The sequence below is a fragment of the Acinetobacter sp. 1130196 genome, from assembly GCF_000588095.1.
Classification (GTDB): domain Bacteria; phylum Pseudomonadota; class Gammaproteobacteria; order Pseudomonadales; family Moraxellaceae; genus Acinetobacter; species Acinetobacter nosocomialis.
This window is the reverse complement of sequence record NZ_JFWX01000009.1, coordinates 62,990-79,450: the sequence shown is the minus strand read 5'-3', so window position 1 is coordinate 79,450 and position 16,461 is coordinate 62,990. Positions and strand designations below refer to the sequence as shown.

At 40.1% G+C, this 16,461-nt stretch carries 16 protein-coding genes; 10 read left to right on the top strand and 6 right to left on the bottom strand.

Translation table 11 applies throughout. From position 1 onward, the window contains the following. Positions 1 to 9: 9 nt before the first annotated feature. Both pdxH and recJ read left to right on the top strand, forming a co-directional pair. Positions 10 to 666: a pyridoxamine 5'-phosphate oxidase gene (gene pdxH, locus J671_RS10970; protein ID WP_006580832.1), complete on the top strand. Its 657-nt coding sequence runs from the start codon at positions 10 to 12 to the stop codon at positions 664 to 666. Beyond that, the gene (gene recJ, locus J671_RS10965) at positions 667 to 2,367 is read left to right on the top strand and encodes a single-stranded-DNA-specific exonuclease RecJ (protein ID WP_031982269.1); all 1,701 of its coding nucleotides are present in this window, start codon (positions 667 to 669) and stop codon (positions 2,365 to 2,367) included. A 43-nt stretch (positions 2,368 to 2,410) separates the two neighbouring features. On the opposite strand, the gene J671_RS10960 is transcribed toward recJ, so the two are convergent. Then, the gene (locus tag J671_RS10960) at positions 2,411 to 3,178 is read right to left on the bottom strand and encodes a putative porin (RefSeq protein ID WP_002053751.1); all 768 of its coding nucleotides are present in this window, start codon (positions 3,176 to 3,178) and stop codon (positions 2,411 to 2,413) included. Between the two features lie 393 nt (positions 3,179 to 3,571). Between J671_RS10960 and prfB the strand changes: the two genes are divergently transcribed. The 5 genes from prfB (at position 3,572) to J671_RS10935 (ending at position 8,421) form a co-directional block, all read left to right on the top strand. Further along, positions 3,572 to 4,667 (top strand): peptide chain release factor 2 gene (prfB, locus tag J671_RS10955; RefSeq protein ID WP_099143691.1). Its coding sequence is split into 2 segments (ribosomal slippage): positions 3,572 to 3,643 and positions 3,645 to 4,667, totalling 1,095 coding nucleotides; the frame shifts between segments, so codons are not numbered across the junction. A 199-nt stretch (positions 4,668 to 4,866) separates the two neighbouring features. Next, entirely contained in the window at positions 4,867 to 5,169 is a 303-nt protein-coding gene (locus tag J671_RS10950) for an ArsR/SmtB family transcription factor (protein WP_002053977.1), read from the top strand. 28 nt (positions 5,170 to 5,197) lie between these two features. Beyond that, positions 5,198 to 6,256 carry an alkene reductase gene (locus J671_RS10945; RefSeq protein ID WP_004711502.1) on the top strand — a complete coding sequence of 353 codons (1,059 nt, stop codon included), beginning with the start codon at positions 5,198 to 5,200 and terminating at the stop codon, positions 6,254 to 6,256. A 168-nt stretch (positions 6,257 to 6,424) separates the two neighbouring features. Continuing rightward, positions 6,425 to 7,717: a 3-deoxy-D-manno-octulosonic acid transferase gene (locus tag J671_RS10940; protein WP_031982268.1), complete on the top strand. Its 1,293-nt coding sequence runs from the start codon at positions 6,425 to 6,427 to the stop codon at positions 7,715 to 7,717. Beyond that, positions 7,714 to 8,421 carry a 16S rRNA (uracil(1498)-N(3))-methyltransferase gene (locus J671_RS10935; protein ID WP_031982267.1) on the top strand — a complete coding sequence of 236 codons (708 nt, stop codon included), beginning with the start codon at positions 7,714 to 7,716 and terminating at the stop codon, positions 8,419 to 8,421. Before J671_RS10940 ends, J671_RS10935 begins: the two co-directional genes overlap by 4 nt. Here the strand turns inward: J671_RS10935 and J671_RS10930 are convergent. Further along, on the bottom strand, positions 8,410 to 9,381 hold the full coding sequence (locus tag J671_RS10930) for a mechanosensitive ion channel family protein (protein WP_002053811.1): 972 nt from the start codon (positions 9,379 to 9,381) through the stop codon (positions 8,410 to 8,412). The genes J671_RS10935 and J671_RS10930 overlap by 12 nt on opposite strands. A 113-nt stretch (positions 9,382 to 9,494) precedes the next feature. Continuing rightward, positions 9,495 to 10,070, bottom strand: a complete 576-nt coding sequence (locus J671_RS10925; protein WP_031982265.1) for a DUF805 domain-containing protein — start codon at positions 10,068 to 10,070, stop codon at positions 9,495 to 9,497. Positions 10,071 to 10,364: 294 nt separating this feature from the next. Between J671_RS10925 and acs the strand changes: the two genes are divergently transcribed. Then, positions 10,365 to 12,314, top strand: a complete 1,950-nt coding sequence (acs, locus tag J671_RS10920) for an acetate--CoA ligase (RefSeq protein WP_031982264.1) — start codon at positions 10,365 to 10,367, stop codon at positions 12,312 to 12,314. A 42-nt stretch (positions 12,315 to 12,356) separates the two neighbouring features. Here the strand turns inward: acs and J671_RS10915 are convergent, their stop codons facing one another. Beyond that, positions 12,357 to 12,899, bottom strand: coding sequence for a cysteine hydrolase family protein (locus tag J671_RS10915; protein ID WP_004711510.1), 543 nt, complete (start codon positions 12,897 to 12,899; stop codon positions 12,357 to 12,359). Between the two features lie 105 nt (positions 12,900 to 13,004). Here J671_RS10915 and J671_RS10910 point away from each other — a divergent pair, with 105 nt between their 5' ends. Continuing rightward, the gene (locus tag J671_RS10910; RefSeq protein WP_001019411.1) at positions 13,005 to 13,418 is read left to right on the top strand and encodes an Lrp/AsnC family transcriptional regulator; all 414 of its coding nucleotides are present in this window, start codon (positions 13,005 to 13,007) and stop codon (positions 13,416 to 13,418) included. A gap of 91 nt (positions 13,419 to 13,509) precedes the next feature. Here J671_RS10910 and sfnG read toward each other — a convergent pair whose 3' ends face one another. Then, complete coding sequence (gene sfnG / locus J671_RS10905; RefSeq protein WP_031982263.1) at positions 13,510 to 14,622, bottom strand: dimethylsulfone monooxygenase SfnG; 1,113 nt, start codon at positions 14,620 to 14,622, stop codon at positions 13,510 to 13,512. A gap of 44 nt (positions 14,623 to 14,666) precedes the next feature. Then, positions 14,667 to 15,404, bottom strand: coding sequence for an FMN reductase (gene msuE / locus J671_RS10900; protein ID WP_031982262.1), 738 nt, complete (start codon positions 15,402 to 15,404; stop codon positions 14,667 to 14,669). 376 nt (positions 15,405 to 15,780) lie between these two features. Between msuE and J671_RS10895 the strand changes: the two genes are divergently transcribed. Further along, positions 15,781 to 16,431, top strand: coding sequence for a response regulator (locus J671_RS10895; RefSeq protein ID WP_001023261.1), 651 nt, complete (start codon positions 15,781 to 15,783; stop codon positions 16,429 to 16,431). Positions 16,432 to 16,461 lie beyond the last annotated feature (30 nt).

The window sequence follows — 16,461 nt, the reverse complement described above, 5'->3', positions numbered from 1 at the left end:
GTGTATGGCATGAGTGACGTCATTAAAGACTTAAGTGAATTACGTTTAAGCTATGAACAAGGTGAATTGTACGAAACACAAGTCGCGAGTAATCCGCACGAACAATTCTTAGGTTGGTTTAATCATGCCTTAGCCGCCAACTTGCACGAACCATATGCGATGTCTTTAGCAACTGCGAGCGCTAGCGGTCGTCCACATGTCAGAACTGTATTGTTACGCGGTGCGACAGAAGCAGGTTATGATTTCTATACCAACTATGACAGTCAGAAAGGGGCAGATTTGGCAGAAAATCCCTATGCTGAACTGTTATTTTATTGGCCTAGCTTAGAGCGTCAGGTACGAGTGGGTGGTCATGTCGTCAAAATTCCTGAACAGGAATCTACCGACTATTATCATAAGCGTCCACGTGATAGCCAGATTGCAGCTCATATCAGTACACCGCAAAGCGGTAAGATAGAAAGCCGAGAGTTGTTGCAACAGCGTTTTCAAGACTTGCAACAACAAGTTCAAAGCCGTGAAGTACTCGATAAGCCAGAGTTTTGGGGCGGATATCGTCTGCAACCGGACTATTATGAATTCTGGCAAGGACGACCAAATCGTTTACATGACCGCTTGAGTTATGAAAAAATCGACGGTCAATGGACATTGCACCGACTGATGCCTTAAATGACAAAAATACAAATTAAACAAAGACCTTTATTGACGCGCCCTGAACAGTTTCAGGGCGTGCCTCCGTTTATTGCCGAGATTTTGGCAAGACGTGGGGTGCAATCTGAACAAGAATTAGAGCTAAAACTTAAGAACCTGCTTGCTCCAGAGCTCAAAGGGTTGGACGCTGCTGTCGCATTAATGGACCAAGCCATCGATGAGCAGAAAAAAATAGTTATTGTAGGGGACTATGATGCTGATGGTGCAACTAGCACTGCTTTAATGATGCTCGTGCTTCGCGATATGGGAGCAAAAGTCGACTATCTGGTACCAGATCGTTTCAAATATGGTTATGGCCTTACTCCAGCCATTGCTGAGCTTGCTTATCAAACTTATCAACCCGATCTATTAATTACGGTAGATAATGGAATTTCCAGCCATGCTGGTGTTGATGCAGCACATGCCTTAGGCATGCAAGTAATTATTACCGATCATCACTTAACGACCAAAGAAACCCCGCTTGCTGAGGCGGTAGTAAACCCGAACCAATTAGGATGTGAGTTTCCAAGTAAGGCGCTTGCCGGTGTTGGCGTTGCTTTTTATGTACTTGCCAATTTGGCGAGTCTACGCAATAGACAAGGCAAAAGCACAAGTAAAGTGACTCAATATTTAGATTTAGTCGCTTTGGGAACTTATGCCGATGTTGCTGTTTTGGATTATAACAACCGTATTTTGGTTGATGCCGGTGTAAAACGTATTCAGCAACATCAGTGTCGAGTAGGGATTTTAGCTTTACTCGATATTGCTGGTCGGGAAGCAACTTCAATACGTGCGCAAGACTTAGGTTTTGTGCTTGGACCACGGATTAATGCAGCAGGGCGCATGGAGAGCATGCGCATTGGGATCGAGTGTTTATTAGCAGATTCGATGGAAACTGCTTATCCAATTGCTCAACAATTAAATCAGCTAAATATAGACCGCCGCCAAGTTGAAGGGGAGATGAAACAACAAGCTTTATCGGCTTTAGATAATTTGCAGCTTTCACAACAGGATATCCCACCGGCGCTTGTTCTATTTGAAGAAAACTGGCACCAAGGTGTCATCGGGATTGTCGCGGGGCGTTTGAAAGAGCAATTTCATCGGCCAACGATTGTTTTTGCACCCGATGAGGATGGCATTCATATTAAGGGCTCAGCACGTTCAATCGATGGTGTTCACATTCGAAATACTATTGAGCAAGTTGCTGAACAACATCCTGAGTTGGTCAGCCATTTTGGTGGACATGCTGCGGCAGCCGGCCTTACGATTCGTAAAGAAAACTTTGAAGCTTTTAAGACAGTATTTAATGATTGTGTCGCTGCGATGGATGAATCAATCTTTCAAGCGACATTATGGACTGATGGTGAGTTACCTGTCTCTGCTTTGCAGTTAGATACCTTGAACTGGATTGAGCAGTTAGGGCCATGGGGACAAAAATTTCCACTGCCTCAATTTGAGGGAAATTTTAAAGTTATCGATTTCCGTTGGCTCAAAGAGACACACCTGAAACTTAGACTAGCGATAGATCAATACAGTTTCGATGCGATTGCTTTTAACGCAGCCGGCCGCTTCGAGTTTGATCCAATGCGTGATCATGTACATTTAGTTTATGAAATAGACCGTAATGTTTTTAATGGCAATGTGAGCTTACAGCTACGAATTGTGCATTTAAATCAATAAAAAAATCCGCTCAATTGAGCGGATTTTTTAAATCTAGGTAAGATTAGAAGCGGTATGCTGCACGAACACCATAAGTGTTGTCGTTATCACCGAAACCAATACGACCTTCAAGACTTACTTGCTGATTTAAGAATTTTTTAGCATTAATGCCCCATTCGTCTTTATCAGTTAAGTCATTGTTGTAGTAGTCCACACCTAAACTTAAAGTTTTATCGATGTAGTAGTCACCACGCACTTTATATTCGTCAAGGTCACCAAACGCACCATACGCTTCAAGGTTTACGTCATGTTGACCAACTTGAGTTACGTATTTCGCACGAACGGTAGGATCTGCGCCGTCTTTACCGTCTTTTTCGTCATAACCTTTAACACCCAAAGCAAGTAACAAACCTGGTGCTGGTAAGTAACCTACTTCAGCAGCATAAGTTGTAACTTTTTGATCGTAGTTTGTGTTGTCGATTTCACGTTCATTTCTGCCTACATCACCGCTAAGGTAGAAGTCAGTGTTAGGAACATAGTATTCAACGCCTACGCCATATTGAGTATCTTTAGTACCGCTGTTATCGCCATAGTTAACGTGTGCGTTAACGTTGCTTGCACGGTTTAAGAATGCTGCTTCAGCAAGCGGTGCATTACGTGTTTGAACAGGGTTGAAATAATAAGTCCCATCAACACCAAATTTACTTACGCTGCTGCCGTTATCTGGATCAAGATAAGTGTAAGAACCACCAACTTCAGCTTGGTAAGCGTTTGCTGCGCCACTTACTGCAAGTGCAGATAAAAGAGCTGATGCAATTGCTAGTTTTTTCATGGAATCTCTCCCCTCTTAAAAACGATTTTATAAATGTTTTGTTACAACTTTTAGTCTAGAGCAAAAACATTTACCGTCAATCTTGGGCAAGTAACCGGACTGTAACCATGTGCTTTTTCTGTAACTATATTTAATTTAATATATTGATTTTAAATAATAAAAACATAATGTTTTATTTTATTAAAATTGAGGAGATTTTGTGTAGAAATTCAAAAATGCTGGAAAAGTACCCAATTTTGTATGGGGATGTTACGAATTAAGCTTAAAATCTTCTGAAAGAAAATTAAAAAATTTATAAATTGAAATGACAGTTATAAATTAAAGCAGGTTCGAAGATAACCATAGCTATGATAAAATATTCGACTGTTTATCTGTTTTTATGGGAACACTCGCGTGGAAATTAATCCTTATCTAAACCAATTGAAAGACTTAACTGATCGTAGCCAAACACTACGGGGGTATCTTTGACTACGATCTGAAAAAAGAACGTTTAGAAGAAGTTTTACGTGAGTTAGAAGACCCTGCGATCTGGAATGATCAAAACCGTGCTCAGGCAATGGCAAAAGAAAAGGGCGAACTAGAAAACGTTATTAATGTATTAGATGGCTTGTCTACACAGCTTGAAGATGCCAAAGCAATGCTCGATTTAGCTGTTGAGGCTGATGATGAAAGCTTGCTGGTAGATGTCCAATCTGAGCTTGGCGCTGCCGAAGAAGAATTAGCAAAACTTGAATTCCGCCGTATGTTTAGCAACCCAATGGACCCGAATCCTTGCTATGTCGAGATTCAGGCAGGTTCAGGCGGTACAGAAGCACAAGATTGGGCTTCAATGTTATTACGTATGTATATGCGCTGGATTGAACGTCACGGTTTTAAAGCAGAACTTATGGAAGTATCTGATGGTGATGTAGCAGGTATCAAATCTGCAACGATTCGCGTTGAAGGTGAATATGCATACGGTTGGTTACGTACAGAATCTGGTGTACACCGTTTAGTGCGTAAATCACCATTCGACAGTGGTAACCGTCGTCATACTTCATTCTCTGCGGTATTTATTTCACCAGAAGTTGATGACAATATCGAAATCGATATTAATCCTTCTGATGTTCGTACTGATACTTACCGTGCATCTGGTGCAGGTGGTCAGCACATTAACAAAACAGATTCAGCAGTTCGTTTGACGCACATTCCATCTGGTATTGTGGTTGCGTGTCAAAACCAGCGTTCACAACATGCGAACCGTGATCATGCATGGAAACAGTTACGTGCAAAATTGTATGAACTAGAAATGCAAAAACGTAATGAAGCAGCTCAAGCACTTGAAGACTCGAAGTCTGATATTGGTTGGGGTAGCCAAATTCGTTCTTATGTACTTGATGACTCTCGTATTAAGGACTTACGTACAGGTGTTGAAAACTCAAACACTGGTGCAGTTCTTGACGGTGACCTTGATCGTTTCATCGAAGCGAGTTTAAAGCAGGGGTTATAAGAGTCTTTTGAACTTTTAGTTCTCTAAAACTCTTAAATTTTTAGCGATTAAAACGGCAAAGCAGTTCAGTGATCGGAAGTTAATCGGAAAAATACGATATGAATATCGAAAAAAATGGATATGAATATCGAAAAAATGCGATATTATGTTTTCGAAATGCTGAACGAAGCTTTGTTCGTTTAAAAGACGTGTTGAGCCTATGGATATTGATGCAATTAGCAAAGCCCTAGCCAATCCTCTGCGTCGGCAGATTCTGCAATGGTTAAAAGAACCTGCGCATTATTTACCGGTAGAAGAGTGTGGTGGTAGTTTTGAAAAAGGGGTTTGCGCAGGTCATATTGAACGTTTGGGTAAAGTAGCTCAGTCTACCATGTCCAATCATTTGTCTGTATTACAGCAGGCAGGTCTCATTCAGGTCCAAAAATATGGACAATGGTCTTATTTTTCACGTAACGAAGCTTTGATTCAGCAATATATCGAACATTTAAAACAAACACTTTAAAACAAATAAAGTGTAAGTCGAGGCGATCATGGCTGAACTCAATACTCCCTTAACAGTTGGTGATTTTGAAATTAAAAATCGACTGGTAATGGCCCCATTAACACGTGCACGTAGTGGCGAAAGCCGTGTTCCAAACGACTTAATGGTGGAATATTATCAGCAACGTGCAAATGCTGGTCTCATTCTCACTGAAGCAACAGTTATTGGTTCAAAAACTGTGGGTTATGCAGACACTCCAGGACTATGGTCACAAGAGCAGGCACAAGCGTGGAACAAGATTATTGAAGCAGTTCATGCGCAAGGTTCAAAAATTGTAGTTCAACTTTGGCATGTGGGCCGTATTTCAGATCCTGAACTTTTGGATGGCGATATTCCTGTTGCACCAAGTGCGATTCAACCTGCGGGTGAAGTGAGTTTATTACGTCCTAAGCGCCCATATGTAAAACCACGTGCGCTTTCGATTGAAGAAATTAAAGAAGTTGTTGCTCAGTATAAACATTCAGCAGAGCTGGCTAAAGCAGCAGGTTTTGATGGTGTTGAGTTACACGCTGCAAATGGTTATTTAATTGACCAGTTCCTTCAAAGTAATACCAACCAGCGTGATGATGAGTATGGTGGTCCGGTTGAAAACCGCGCTCGTTTATTATTAGAAGTAGTTGATGCCTTTATTGAGGTGTGGGGCGCTGGCCGAGTAGGTGTACATATTGCACCGCGTGGCGATTCACACGATATGGGTGATGAAAACCCATTAGCAACATTCGGTTATGTGGTTGAGCAATTGAGTCAACGTAATGTAGCTTTCATTTTCTCTCGTGAATATGAAGCAGCCGATAGTATCGGTCCACAATTACGTCAAAAATTTAATGGTGTATGGATTGCTAATGAAAACCTGACACCAGAATCAGCAAAACGTATTTTGCGTGAAGGTCAGGCAGATGCTGTATCTTTTGGTAAGGCTTATATTGCTAACCCTGATCTATTACAACGTTTAGAGCAAGGTCTACCATTAAATGAGCTTCAACCAACGACTTTATATGCTAAAGGTGCTGAAGGTTATACGGACTATCCTGCTTTAGAAGCTTCTTAAAATCATTATTTTATTTAGATTTACTATGTGCTGAACTTGCTCTTTTGTGAGTTCAGTCAATGACTTTTCTTGTATATGGTAGAGTTTAGGTATCGAAACTCTGCCATTTTTTTTATCTATGTTATATTTTCCCCAGTTTTTAAATTTTGACTATTTGAGGCAAACCGCTTGGCGACCCCATTTTGGTACAACACAGCACTCCATTTATTAAAACCTTTTTATCGTTGGCGAATAAAAAGACGTGCAGAAAGTCTGGAATTATATCATCAGGAATGTCTGGAACGATTTGGGCCGTTTGAAGATCCGAAAAATATAAAAGCCATCTGGTTTCATGCGGTTTCAGTTGGAGAAACCAATGCTGCGCAGCCACTTATTGAGCACTATCTCAAACTAGGCCAGCCAGTTTTAGTGACCAATACTACAAAAACTGGTCAGGCACGCGCTAAGTCACTTTTTTTAAAAGAGCCATATTTAGATTTATTCCAAGCAGTTTATTTGCCTGTAGATCAAAAGCCTCTTTTAAAACAATTCTTCGAATCATACAAACCGAGACTTTTAGCATTAGTTGAAACTGAGCTTTGGCCAAATTTAATTGATCAAGCCAAATTACAGCATGTACCATGTTTATTACTTAATGCTCGTTTATCTGAAAAGTCAGCAAAAGGCTATAGTAAAGTCTCAAGTTTAACTGCCGGTATGTTAAAGCAAATCGATTGGGTATTAGCACAAGATAGTGCAACCCGTCAGCGTTATGTCGAACTTGGTTTAGACGAGCATAAAAGTCAGGTTGTTGGAAATATTAAATTTGATATTCATGCACCTGAGGCTTTTATTAAGCAAGCTGTTCAATTGCATCAGCAGTGGTATTTGGAAAACCGTCAGGTTGTGACGATTGCCAGTACACATGCACCTGAAGAACAACAAATTTTAGAAGCACTTGTGCCTCATTTAAATTCAGACCGTGAGTTGGTGTGTATTGTGGTGCCTCGTCATCCTGAACGTTTCGACGAAGTATTTGAAATTTGCCAAAATTTAAATTTAGTTACGCATCGTAGAAGTATGGGACAGAGTATCCATGCGAGCACACAGGTTTATTTAGCCGACAGCATGGGGGAGCTTTGGTTATGGTATGCCTTAAGTCAGGTGTGCTTTGTAGGTGGTTCTTTAAATGAGCCGGGTGGTGGACATAACATTTTAGAACCTATGGTTTTAAATGTACCTACAGTGGTTGGACCGCGTTACTTTAACTTTCAAACGATTGTTGATGAATTCATTTATGAAAATGCTGTGCTTATCGCTCAAGATGCACAGCAGGTCGTTGATATCTGGCTAGCGTGTCTGGCAGAGCCTGAGGCGACTGAACAGCTAGTGGCACAGGCGCATAAAGTATTGCATCGTAATCAAGGTTCATTACAAAAACATATCGGGGTGATTAATCGCTATCTGGCCGAAAAATCATGAATATTGTTTTACTAGAGCCTGAAGATGTTCAATCGGATACATGGTCTATCCATTCAAAACGTCAATTACAACATTTACGTGAACATCTTGATATCACGGTCGGCCAGAACCTAAAAGTTGGTATTCGCAACGGCGTCCGTTATATCACTGAAATTGTTTCAATGAATGAGCACGAAGTCCGTATACGCCCTATTCGTGAAGAAGCAGTACCAGCAAAACTTCCAGCTCATTTAATTGTGGCTTTGCCAAGACCAAAAGTTTTACGCCGTCTAATTATGGACAGTGTGACTTTAGGTGTTGAAAAGATAAGTCTAATTCATAGTTATCGCGTTGATAAAAGCTATTGGCAAACTCCATTTTTACAGCAAATTGATCAATACGTTACGCTTGGACTTGAGCAAGCAGGCGACACAATTGTTCCTGAAATTCAAATGTATAAACGTTTTAAACCTTTTGTTGAAGACGTTTTGCCAACCCTAATTTCAGAAGAATCTCCTGCCTACGTGGCTCACCCTTATGCCGAGCAGAGTATGCCAAATAATATTGGCTATGCTTGTAGTGTAGTGGTTGGGCCGGAAGGGGGATTTATTCCTTATGAAGTTGATTTACTCATAAAAAACGGCTGCCAAGCGATGAGCTTAGGCAACCGTATTTTAAGAACCGAAACGTCTATTTCTTATATTTTAGGGCGTTTATTTAGCTGAGTTCTCAGCATTCAATGGCGAATGATTAGCGGCCATTTTTAATTCCTGAATAGGGTAAGGAATATTAATGCCATTTGCATTGAAGGCTTGTTTTACTTCAGCTTGAATAGTGCTTGTAGATGACGAAATATCTGTCTCAGTGGTATTAATCCACCAACGTACCGTAAGGTTAACCGAGAAGTCTGCTAGAGCTGTCACGTTAACCGAGAAAGCAGGTTGGCTGAGTACATTACGGTCATTATTGAGAATATCTAAAATAATTTGTTTTGCTTTTTGCTCATCGTCATCATAACCAATACCGACTACGAACTCACAGCGACGTTGTTGGTAAGCCGTATTTACCGTTAAAGCACTCGTATAAACGGTTGCATTTGGAATAACGATACGACGGCCATCCGGTGAGCGCAGGAACGTTGCACGAATCTGAATATCTTCTACAGTTCCTTCAAGTGAATTCACTACAATCGAATCGCCAATACGGAATGGCTCGCTCAATAAAATCAAAATACCTGAAAGCAGGTTTTGGAAAATATCTTTAAATGCAAAACCAATTGCGACCGAACCAATACCCAATGCACTCATGAGTTGGCCTGGCGTAAACCCTGGAATCATAATGACTAAAGCAATTAAGAAACCAAAGAATAAGATTGCTGTACTACCGACACGGTTTAAAACAAGAACCAAATTTTGGCGAGTATAAGAACGATTTTCTAAAGTCTTACGCACAAAGAATTTAAATAATTTGGTCAGTAGCCAAAAAATAATAAAAACGGTAATCGCAATGCAGATATAAGGTACACGTTCCCAAAAACTATCTACGATTTTGTCGATAGTAGTATAGGCATCATGATATTTCTCGGTATGTGCTAAAACCGTTTGAGTGGTTTTAGTACCTGCTTCTTGCAAAAGTTCGCCTGTATTTTTTGCAACATCCGTTAAGGATTTTTGTTCATCAGCCACGACAAGTCTCTAATTAAATAAATTCATGAAAGCTTTTTTAGCTTTCATCATAGTAGGAGATAAAATGTGCGCCTACTATAATGAGTTCATCTAAATAATAAAGTGTTTTTTAATTAAAAGTATTGCGTTCCTTTTTGTAAAATTTGTGTTGGGGTTTGAATAGTATCGATACCAGAGAAGTAGTAAAAAAAGCCTGCGGTAGAAATAAGGCTAATTAAAATAGCGATTAAAATAAGCCAAGCCATCAGTTTCTCGATAAAGGTTGAAGGCCGAACAGGGCCATACTGATTTGGGCCTGCAGTACCAGAAGCAAGTAATAAATAGATCATAAAAAAGAACTGAACCACCGGAATAAATAACAGCAGGCCCATCCAGCCACTTTTATTTAAATCGTGTAAGCGCCGAACGACCAGAATAATATTGAGATAGATCAAAAACAGCCAAAAAGCCCATATTACTAAGGCACTTACGCCAGAGAGAGAGCTATAAAACTCAAAATTAAATAGATCGCTTGAAAGCTGAAAACTTCCAAGAAAGGAAGCTAAAATGAAATAACCTATAAGTGTAATTAAATAAATTAGGCCATATCCACCTAAATAACTCATGCGGTTAAAGCGACCATGAATTGAAAAAGGACTATCTTTAAACGGAAGCTCTGGTGGTCGTGAAGAGGGAGTTTCGGCAAACATCTTATTTTATTCCTGCACTGCTTCTAAAAGCTAAAATAAACTTTGTTGATGGTCAAAACCATCAAAACTTAAAAAAATTATAAAAGTAAAAGCTATAGACAAATGTTTTAAATCAACTTAATTTTATAAAAATGTTCACAATTTCGTATGTTTGAGTAAGTGGTCAATATATGACCAAAGTCGGATTGTTTTGACTTTGAGAGAGTCATCATACTGAAAAGGCATACAAATAAGATCCAGTAAAATAATAGCCACAGTCTCGAGATGGGATGCACAAGATCAAGGAAGTTGCGTATGAATGAGATCTATCCAGTACCAGAGGAATTTAAAAAAACAGCTCGTACTGTTGAAGCAGACTACTTTAAACGTTATCAACACTCTATCGAGAACCCAGATGAATTCTGGGCAGAGCAAGCTAAAATTGTCGATTGGATAAAGCCATTTACCCAAGTTAAAAATACCAGTTTTGACAAAGACAATTTCAAAATTGAGTGGTTTGCTGATGGTGAGTTGAACGTGTCAGCAAACTGCTTGGACAGGCATCTTAAAGAACATCCACATAACCCTGCCATTATTTGGGAAGGTGACCATCCTTCTCGTCATAAAATCGTTTCTTATAAAGAATTACACGATGAAGTCTGCCGCTTTGCTAACGTTTTGAAGAAATATGGCATTGGTAAAGGTGACCGCGTTGTACTGTATATGCCAATGGTGACTGAGGCTGCAATTGCCATGTTGGCCTGTGCCCGTATTGGTGCGGTGCACTGCGTGGTATTTGGTGGTTTTTCGCCAGACTCGTTGGCAAGCCGTATTGAAGACAGCCAAGCTAAACTTGTAATTACCGCAGACTCAAGCCTACGTGCCGGTAAGTTGTTACCACTTAAAGAAAATGTCGATTTGGCTTTAGCATTGCCGGGTACCGAATGTGTTGAAAATGTGATTGTGGTTTACCGTAATGCAAACCCAATCGAAATGAAGTCAGGCCGTGATTTGTGGTATCACCTTATTATTATGGAGGTGGATGCTGACTGTCCTCCAGAACCAATGAAGGCAGAAGACCCTTTATTTATTCTTTATACCTCAGGCTCAACAGGTAAACCGAAAGGGGTGTTGCATACCACAGGCGGTTATCTGGTTTATGTAACCAGTACTTTTAAAGAAGTCTTCGATTTAAAACAAGATGATGTGTATTGGTGTACAGCCGATATTGGCTGGATTACAGGGCATAGTTATCTGATTTATGGTCCACTGGCAAATGGTACGACGACCTTAATGTTTGAAGGTGTACCTCAATATCCAACATGGGCACGTCTTGGTCATGTAGTCGATAAACATAAAGTCTCTATTCTCTATACAGCGCCAACCGCGATTCGTGCCATGATGCGAGAAGGCGATTCGTATGTACGTGAAAGTAATCGTAGCAGTTTACGTTTACTTGGTTCGGTTGGTGAACCTATTAACCCAGAGGCTTGGAACTGGTACTACAATGTTGTCGGCGAAGGCCGTTGCCCGATTGTTGATACATGGTGGCAAACTGAGACAGGTGGTATTTTGATTGCGCCATTACCGGGTGCAACAGCTTTAAAACCAGGTTCAGCAACGCGTCCTTTATTTGGTATTCAACCGGCCATTGTAGATGGTGAAGGTAATGAGTTAGAAGGTGCAGCTGAAGGTAACCTTGTGATTAAAGATTCATGGCCAGGTCAGATGCGTACCATTTGGGGTGACCCAGATCGCTTTATTGAAGCGTATTTCTCAACCTTCAAAAATACTTATTTTACAGGTGATGGCGCCCGCCGTGATGAAGATGGTTATTACTGGATTACAGGTCGTGTTGACGATGTCTTAAACGTTTCAGGCCACCGTCTAGGTACGGCTGAAATTGAAAGTGCTCTTGTTTCGCATGAATCAGTAGCAGAAGCAGCCGTGGTGGGTATGCCGCATGATATTAAAGGACAAGGTATTTGTACTTTCGTGACCTTACAGGCGGGTGTTCCAGAATCGGAAGAGCTGCGTAAAGAGTTAATTAACTGGGGACGTAAAGTACTCGGGCCAGTAGCTTCACCAGATGCATTGCATTGGGCACCAGCATTACCTAAAACGCGCTCTGGCAAAATCATGCGCCGTATTTTAAGAAAGATTGCGGCAAACGAGCTTGATAGTTTGGGCGATACCTCAACCTTAGCTGAACCTGCTGTAGTAGAGCAGTTAATTGCCACGGTTTATCCCGATAGACAAAAATAATCTCTAAAAAAGCCCCTAAGGGGGCTTTTTTATTAAGCGCCATTAAGAGCTTGCTAAAAAGTCAGTCGTATTTTGTACATTTGCAAATGTACTAAGCGCAGTTAAAAAAGCTATTTGCACGTCTTCAGCTTTTACGGTTTTTCCAGCATAGCTTAAATCACGTGTTGCGGTGGCATCTGCAATTAAGATAGGTTGATAGCCAAGCTCTTTGGCTGCACGTGTCCCTGAATCAATACACATATGTGTCATCATGCCTGTAATCACGAGTTGATCAATTTGGTGTGCTTTTAAAAGTTCTTCTAAATTAGTTTCTAAAAAACTATTGGGATAATGCTTAGTTACAACCAATGAATCATTATGAACATGCAGTTCGGGATGAAGTAAAACCCCATCTGTATTTTCTTGAAAAAAACTGGCTTGTGGCGGGTTAATATGTTGCACATAAATAATCGGTAAATCTTTTTCGATAAAATATTGCTCGAGCTGTTTTATTTTATCGAGCGCTTGATCTGGACCAACCAATTCCATTTTGCCATTTTTAAAATAATCATTTTGTACATCGATAACTAACAGTGCTTGTTTCATGAGAACACTCTTGTTGATATGAGATAAAACAAGATTATTCTCTGCTTGAAAACTCGGCTATAGTCAAATGAAAGCATTATCGCAAGTTTTCTTTCGCCATGAAAAATGAATATTGAATTAGACCCGATTGATCTAAAAATTATTGCATTACTCAAGCAAGATTCCCGTTTAACAAATAAAGAAATTGGTCAGCGTGTCCATCGAACGGGGCAGGCCGTAGGTGCTCGAATAGCCCAGTTGATGGATGCAGGAGTTATCAAAAACTACACCATTGCTGTGCAATACCTACATAAACAATTTATTCATTTGCATTTAAATGAACAACGCGCTTTTGAAGAAATTGAAAATTTGGTCAAGCAATACGAACAGATTGATGAATGCTTTAAGGTTATGGGTAATGCCTGTTATATGATTGTGAGTCATTTTGAACCTGCAGCATTAAATGAATTTATTGAGGTTCTTTCAAAATGGTGCCGCTATTCAGTTGAAACTGTTGTTCGAGAAGTTGAGAAATCTTAAAAAATAAAAGCTCCAAGCCGAGTCTTGGAGCCAATAAAACTTTATTTTAATTTGTTGTTTTTATTATCTTGCGCTATTTAACTGGAGTTTTTTAGGCTGATTTAGCTGGGATTTCTACCTCCTTTTCCTGTTGAAGTTCTAACTGACGAACGAGCGGCAGAACTTTTTCTCCGAAATATTGCACCTCTTCAATAAAGTGTAAGAAACCGGAAAGAACCAAATCGACACCTACATTTTTAAGCGCCACAATACGCTCTGCAATTTGCTGAGGTGTACCAATTAAATTGGTTTTAAAGCCATCGTTATATTGAACTAAATCTTCAAAAGTTGATTTTGCCCAGTTGCCTTCTTGTTCTGGTGAAGCCGCACCCGCTTCACGAGTTGCATCGCCAAATGCATTGACTGCTTCAGTATTGGCTTTATCAATAATTTCTTGAAGTACTGCTTTAGCTTCTTCTTCGGTATCTCTGGCAATAATGAACGCATTTACCCCAATTTTGACATGGTGATTATTGGCTTTTGCTTTGGTGCGAATATGTTCGACTTGTTTTTGAATTTCTTCTACAGTATTACCATTGGTGAAATACCAGTCGGATACACGAGACGCCATATCTCTTGCTGCACGTGAACTGCCGCCCTGAAAGACTTCAATATGTGGTTTTTGCAGAGGTTTTGGCTTAAGTGTGTAGTTCTGGAATTGGTAATACTTACCATCGAAACTATAGTTATCTGTGGTCCAGATTCCTTTTAGCGTGCGAATAAACTCTTCAGAGCGAACATAACGCTCATCATGCTCAGGCCACTCTTCACCAATCGCATCAAACTCGCCTCTGACCCAGCCACTCACAACATTAATCGCAATACGGCCTTCAGTTAGATAATCAATTGTCGTGAGCTGTTTAGCTGCAAGTGCCGGTTTCCAAGGGCCGGGCAGAATCGCCGCAATCACTTTAAGTTTCTCAGTTTTTGCAAGTAATGCATGACTGAAACTCACAGACTCATGCTGGTTTTCTGCCCCATAGCCCGCCGTAAAACGAATTTGAGTGAGCGCATATTCAAAACCATTGTTTTCGGCAGCCTGTGCAAGACGAACATTGTAGTCATAACTCCAGTCTGTACGCTGTTCGATGTTACTCACTACAAGGCCACCGCTTACGTTTGGTACCCAATAAGCAAATTTAATTGGTTGTTGTAATTGCGTCATGGTGCTCTCTCCCCATTCGTTATTTTTATTTAGCTATATTGCGCTTAGGCAACATGCGTTAATGATTTACTGGACTTGTGATGCAAACGAGATTCTGCTGCATCAAGGTTTGGTACAGCTGCCGAAGGTAATACTTCTTCTTGCTCAATTTGCTTGTTAATACCAAGCTCTTGATTCGCTTGCTGAGATTTAGGTTTAACCACCTCAGCACGTTTACCTTTTGCTGGCGCCCATTCTAGAATTGGCAATGCACGTGCTACGGCCAATGTAATACGGTCAGCTAGTTGCTCACTTTTCACTGTATATTCAGGAGTAAAGTCGCGATCTGTTGCGTATACGCCAATTGGTAAAGTTTGTGCTTGGAAGAAGCTGAACAATGGACGAAGTTGGTGTTCGAGTACCAGAGCATGGCGATCACTACCACCTGACGCAGCTAAAAGTACAGGTACATCGACTAATGCAGTTTGTTCAACGAAGTCAAAGAAGTGTTTGAAAAGACCGGTAAAAGAGGCACGGTAGACAGGTGTACCCACAATCAAGGCATCTGCTGCTTCAACTGCTGCAAGGTCATCTTGTACACGTTGCGGAAGTTGATTTCGATAAAATGCACCGCCTAATAATGGTCCGATTTCACTTAATTTAATAAAGTGAACTTGAATATCAATTGCTTCAGATAACTCATCAAGAATGGCCTGAACCAGACTTTCGGTTTTAGATGGGGTATTTAAGCCACCAGAAACAGCAACAATATTTAAAGGTTTTGATGATGCGATACCAGTCATGATTTGGTTCCTAAGCCTAAAAAACAACATTGGACTTATTAATCAACAATGACGGCAAACTGTAAAATAACGAAATTGGTCAACCTTATCAGTTTTAAATATAAAACCCGAAAAGTTGATTTTTATAATTTAATAGTAAGTTAAGCAATTGTTTTTATTTTATATAATTATTGGTGATATCTTTTTTAGAATAAAAATGAAGCTTATATAAAAAATAGATTAATTTTGATTAAAAGGTAAAAAACAACGGAAAAACGAAGCAAAGGTCTGTATTTAACAACATTTTGCATAAAAATGGATAAGATGAGCATATCTTTCATCTAAATAGTAGGGTTACAATAGGCCATACTTATGCTCAAGATTACTTTAATCGCTTATGAATATTTTAATCGTTGATGATCATCCTTTGTTTCGTCATGCTTTGATTCAAGCAGTACGTTATAGCCTGCCACAGGCACAAATTCATGAAACAGCTTCGGTTGATGAGTTTTATGAGCGTTTGGAAAATGGGGCAGAACCTGATCTGGTATTACTTGATTTAAACTTACCAGGTGCTTCAGGCTTTTCTGCTCTGGTCTATGTAAGAGCACAATATCCCTCTATTCCAATTATTGTGGTTTCTGCACACGAAGAAGCGTCAATTATCCAACGTGCGATTGCACATGGTGCAATGGGTTATATTCCTAAATCGGCTCATCCAAGTCATATTGGTGAAGCGATTCGTCAAGTTCTAGATGGCGAAATTTGGTTACCACCAAACCTTCCATCAAATATTAATCTTGACCCGCGTGCGGCAGATGAAACTGCTTTGGCTGAACGTATTCAGTCGTTAACGCCTCAACAATTCCGTGTTTTGATGATGGTTGCGGAAGGTTTGTTGAATAAACAGATCGCTTATGAGCTTGATGTTTCAGAAGCCACCATTAAAGCGCACGTAACCGCTATTTTTAGAAAACTAGGCGTACAAAATCGTACACAGGCTGTATTGGCAATCAGCGCATTAAATATTGAAGATAAAAAAATCTAAAATAAAAAAGACCTCAATGGAGGTCTTTTT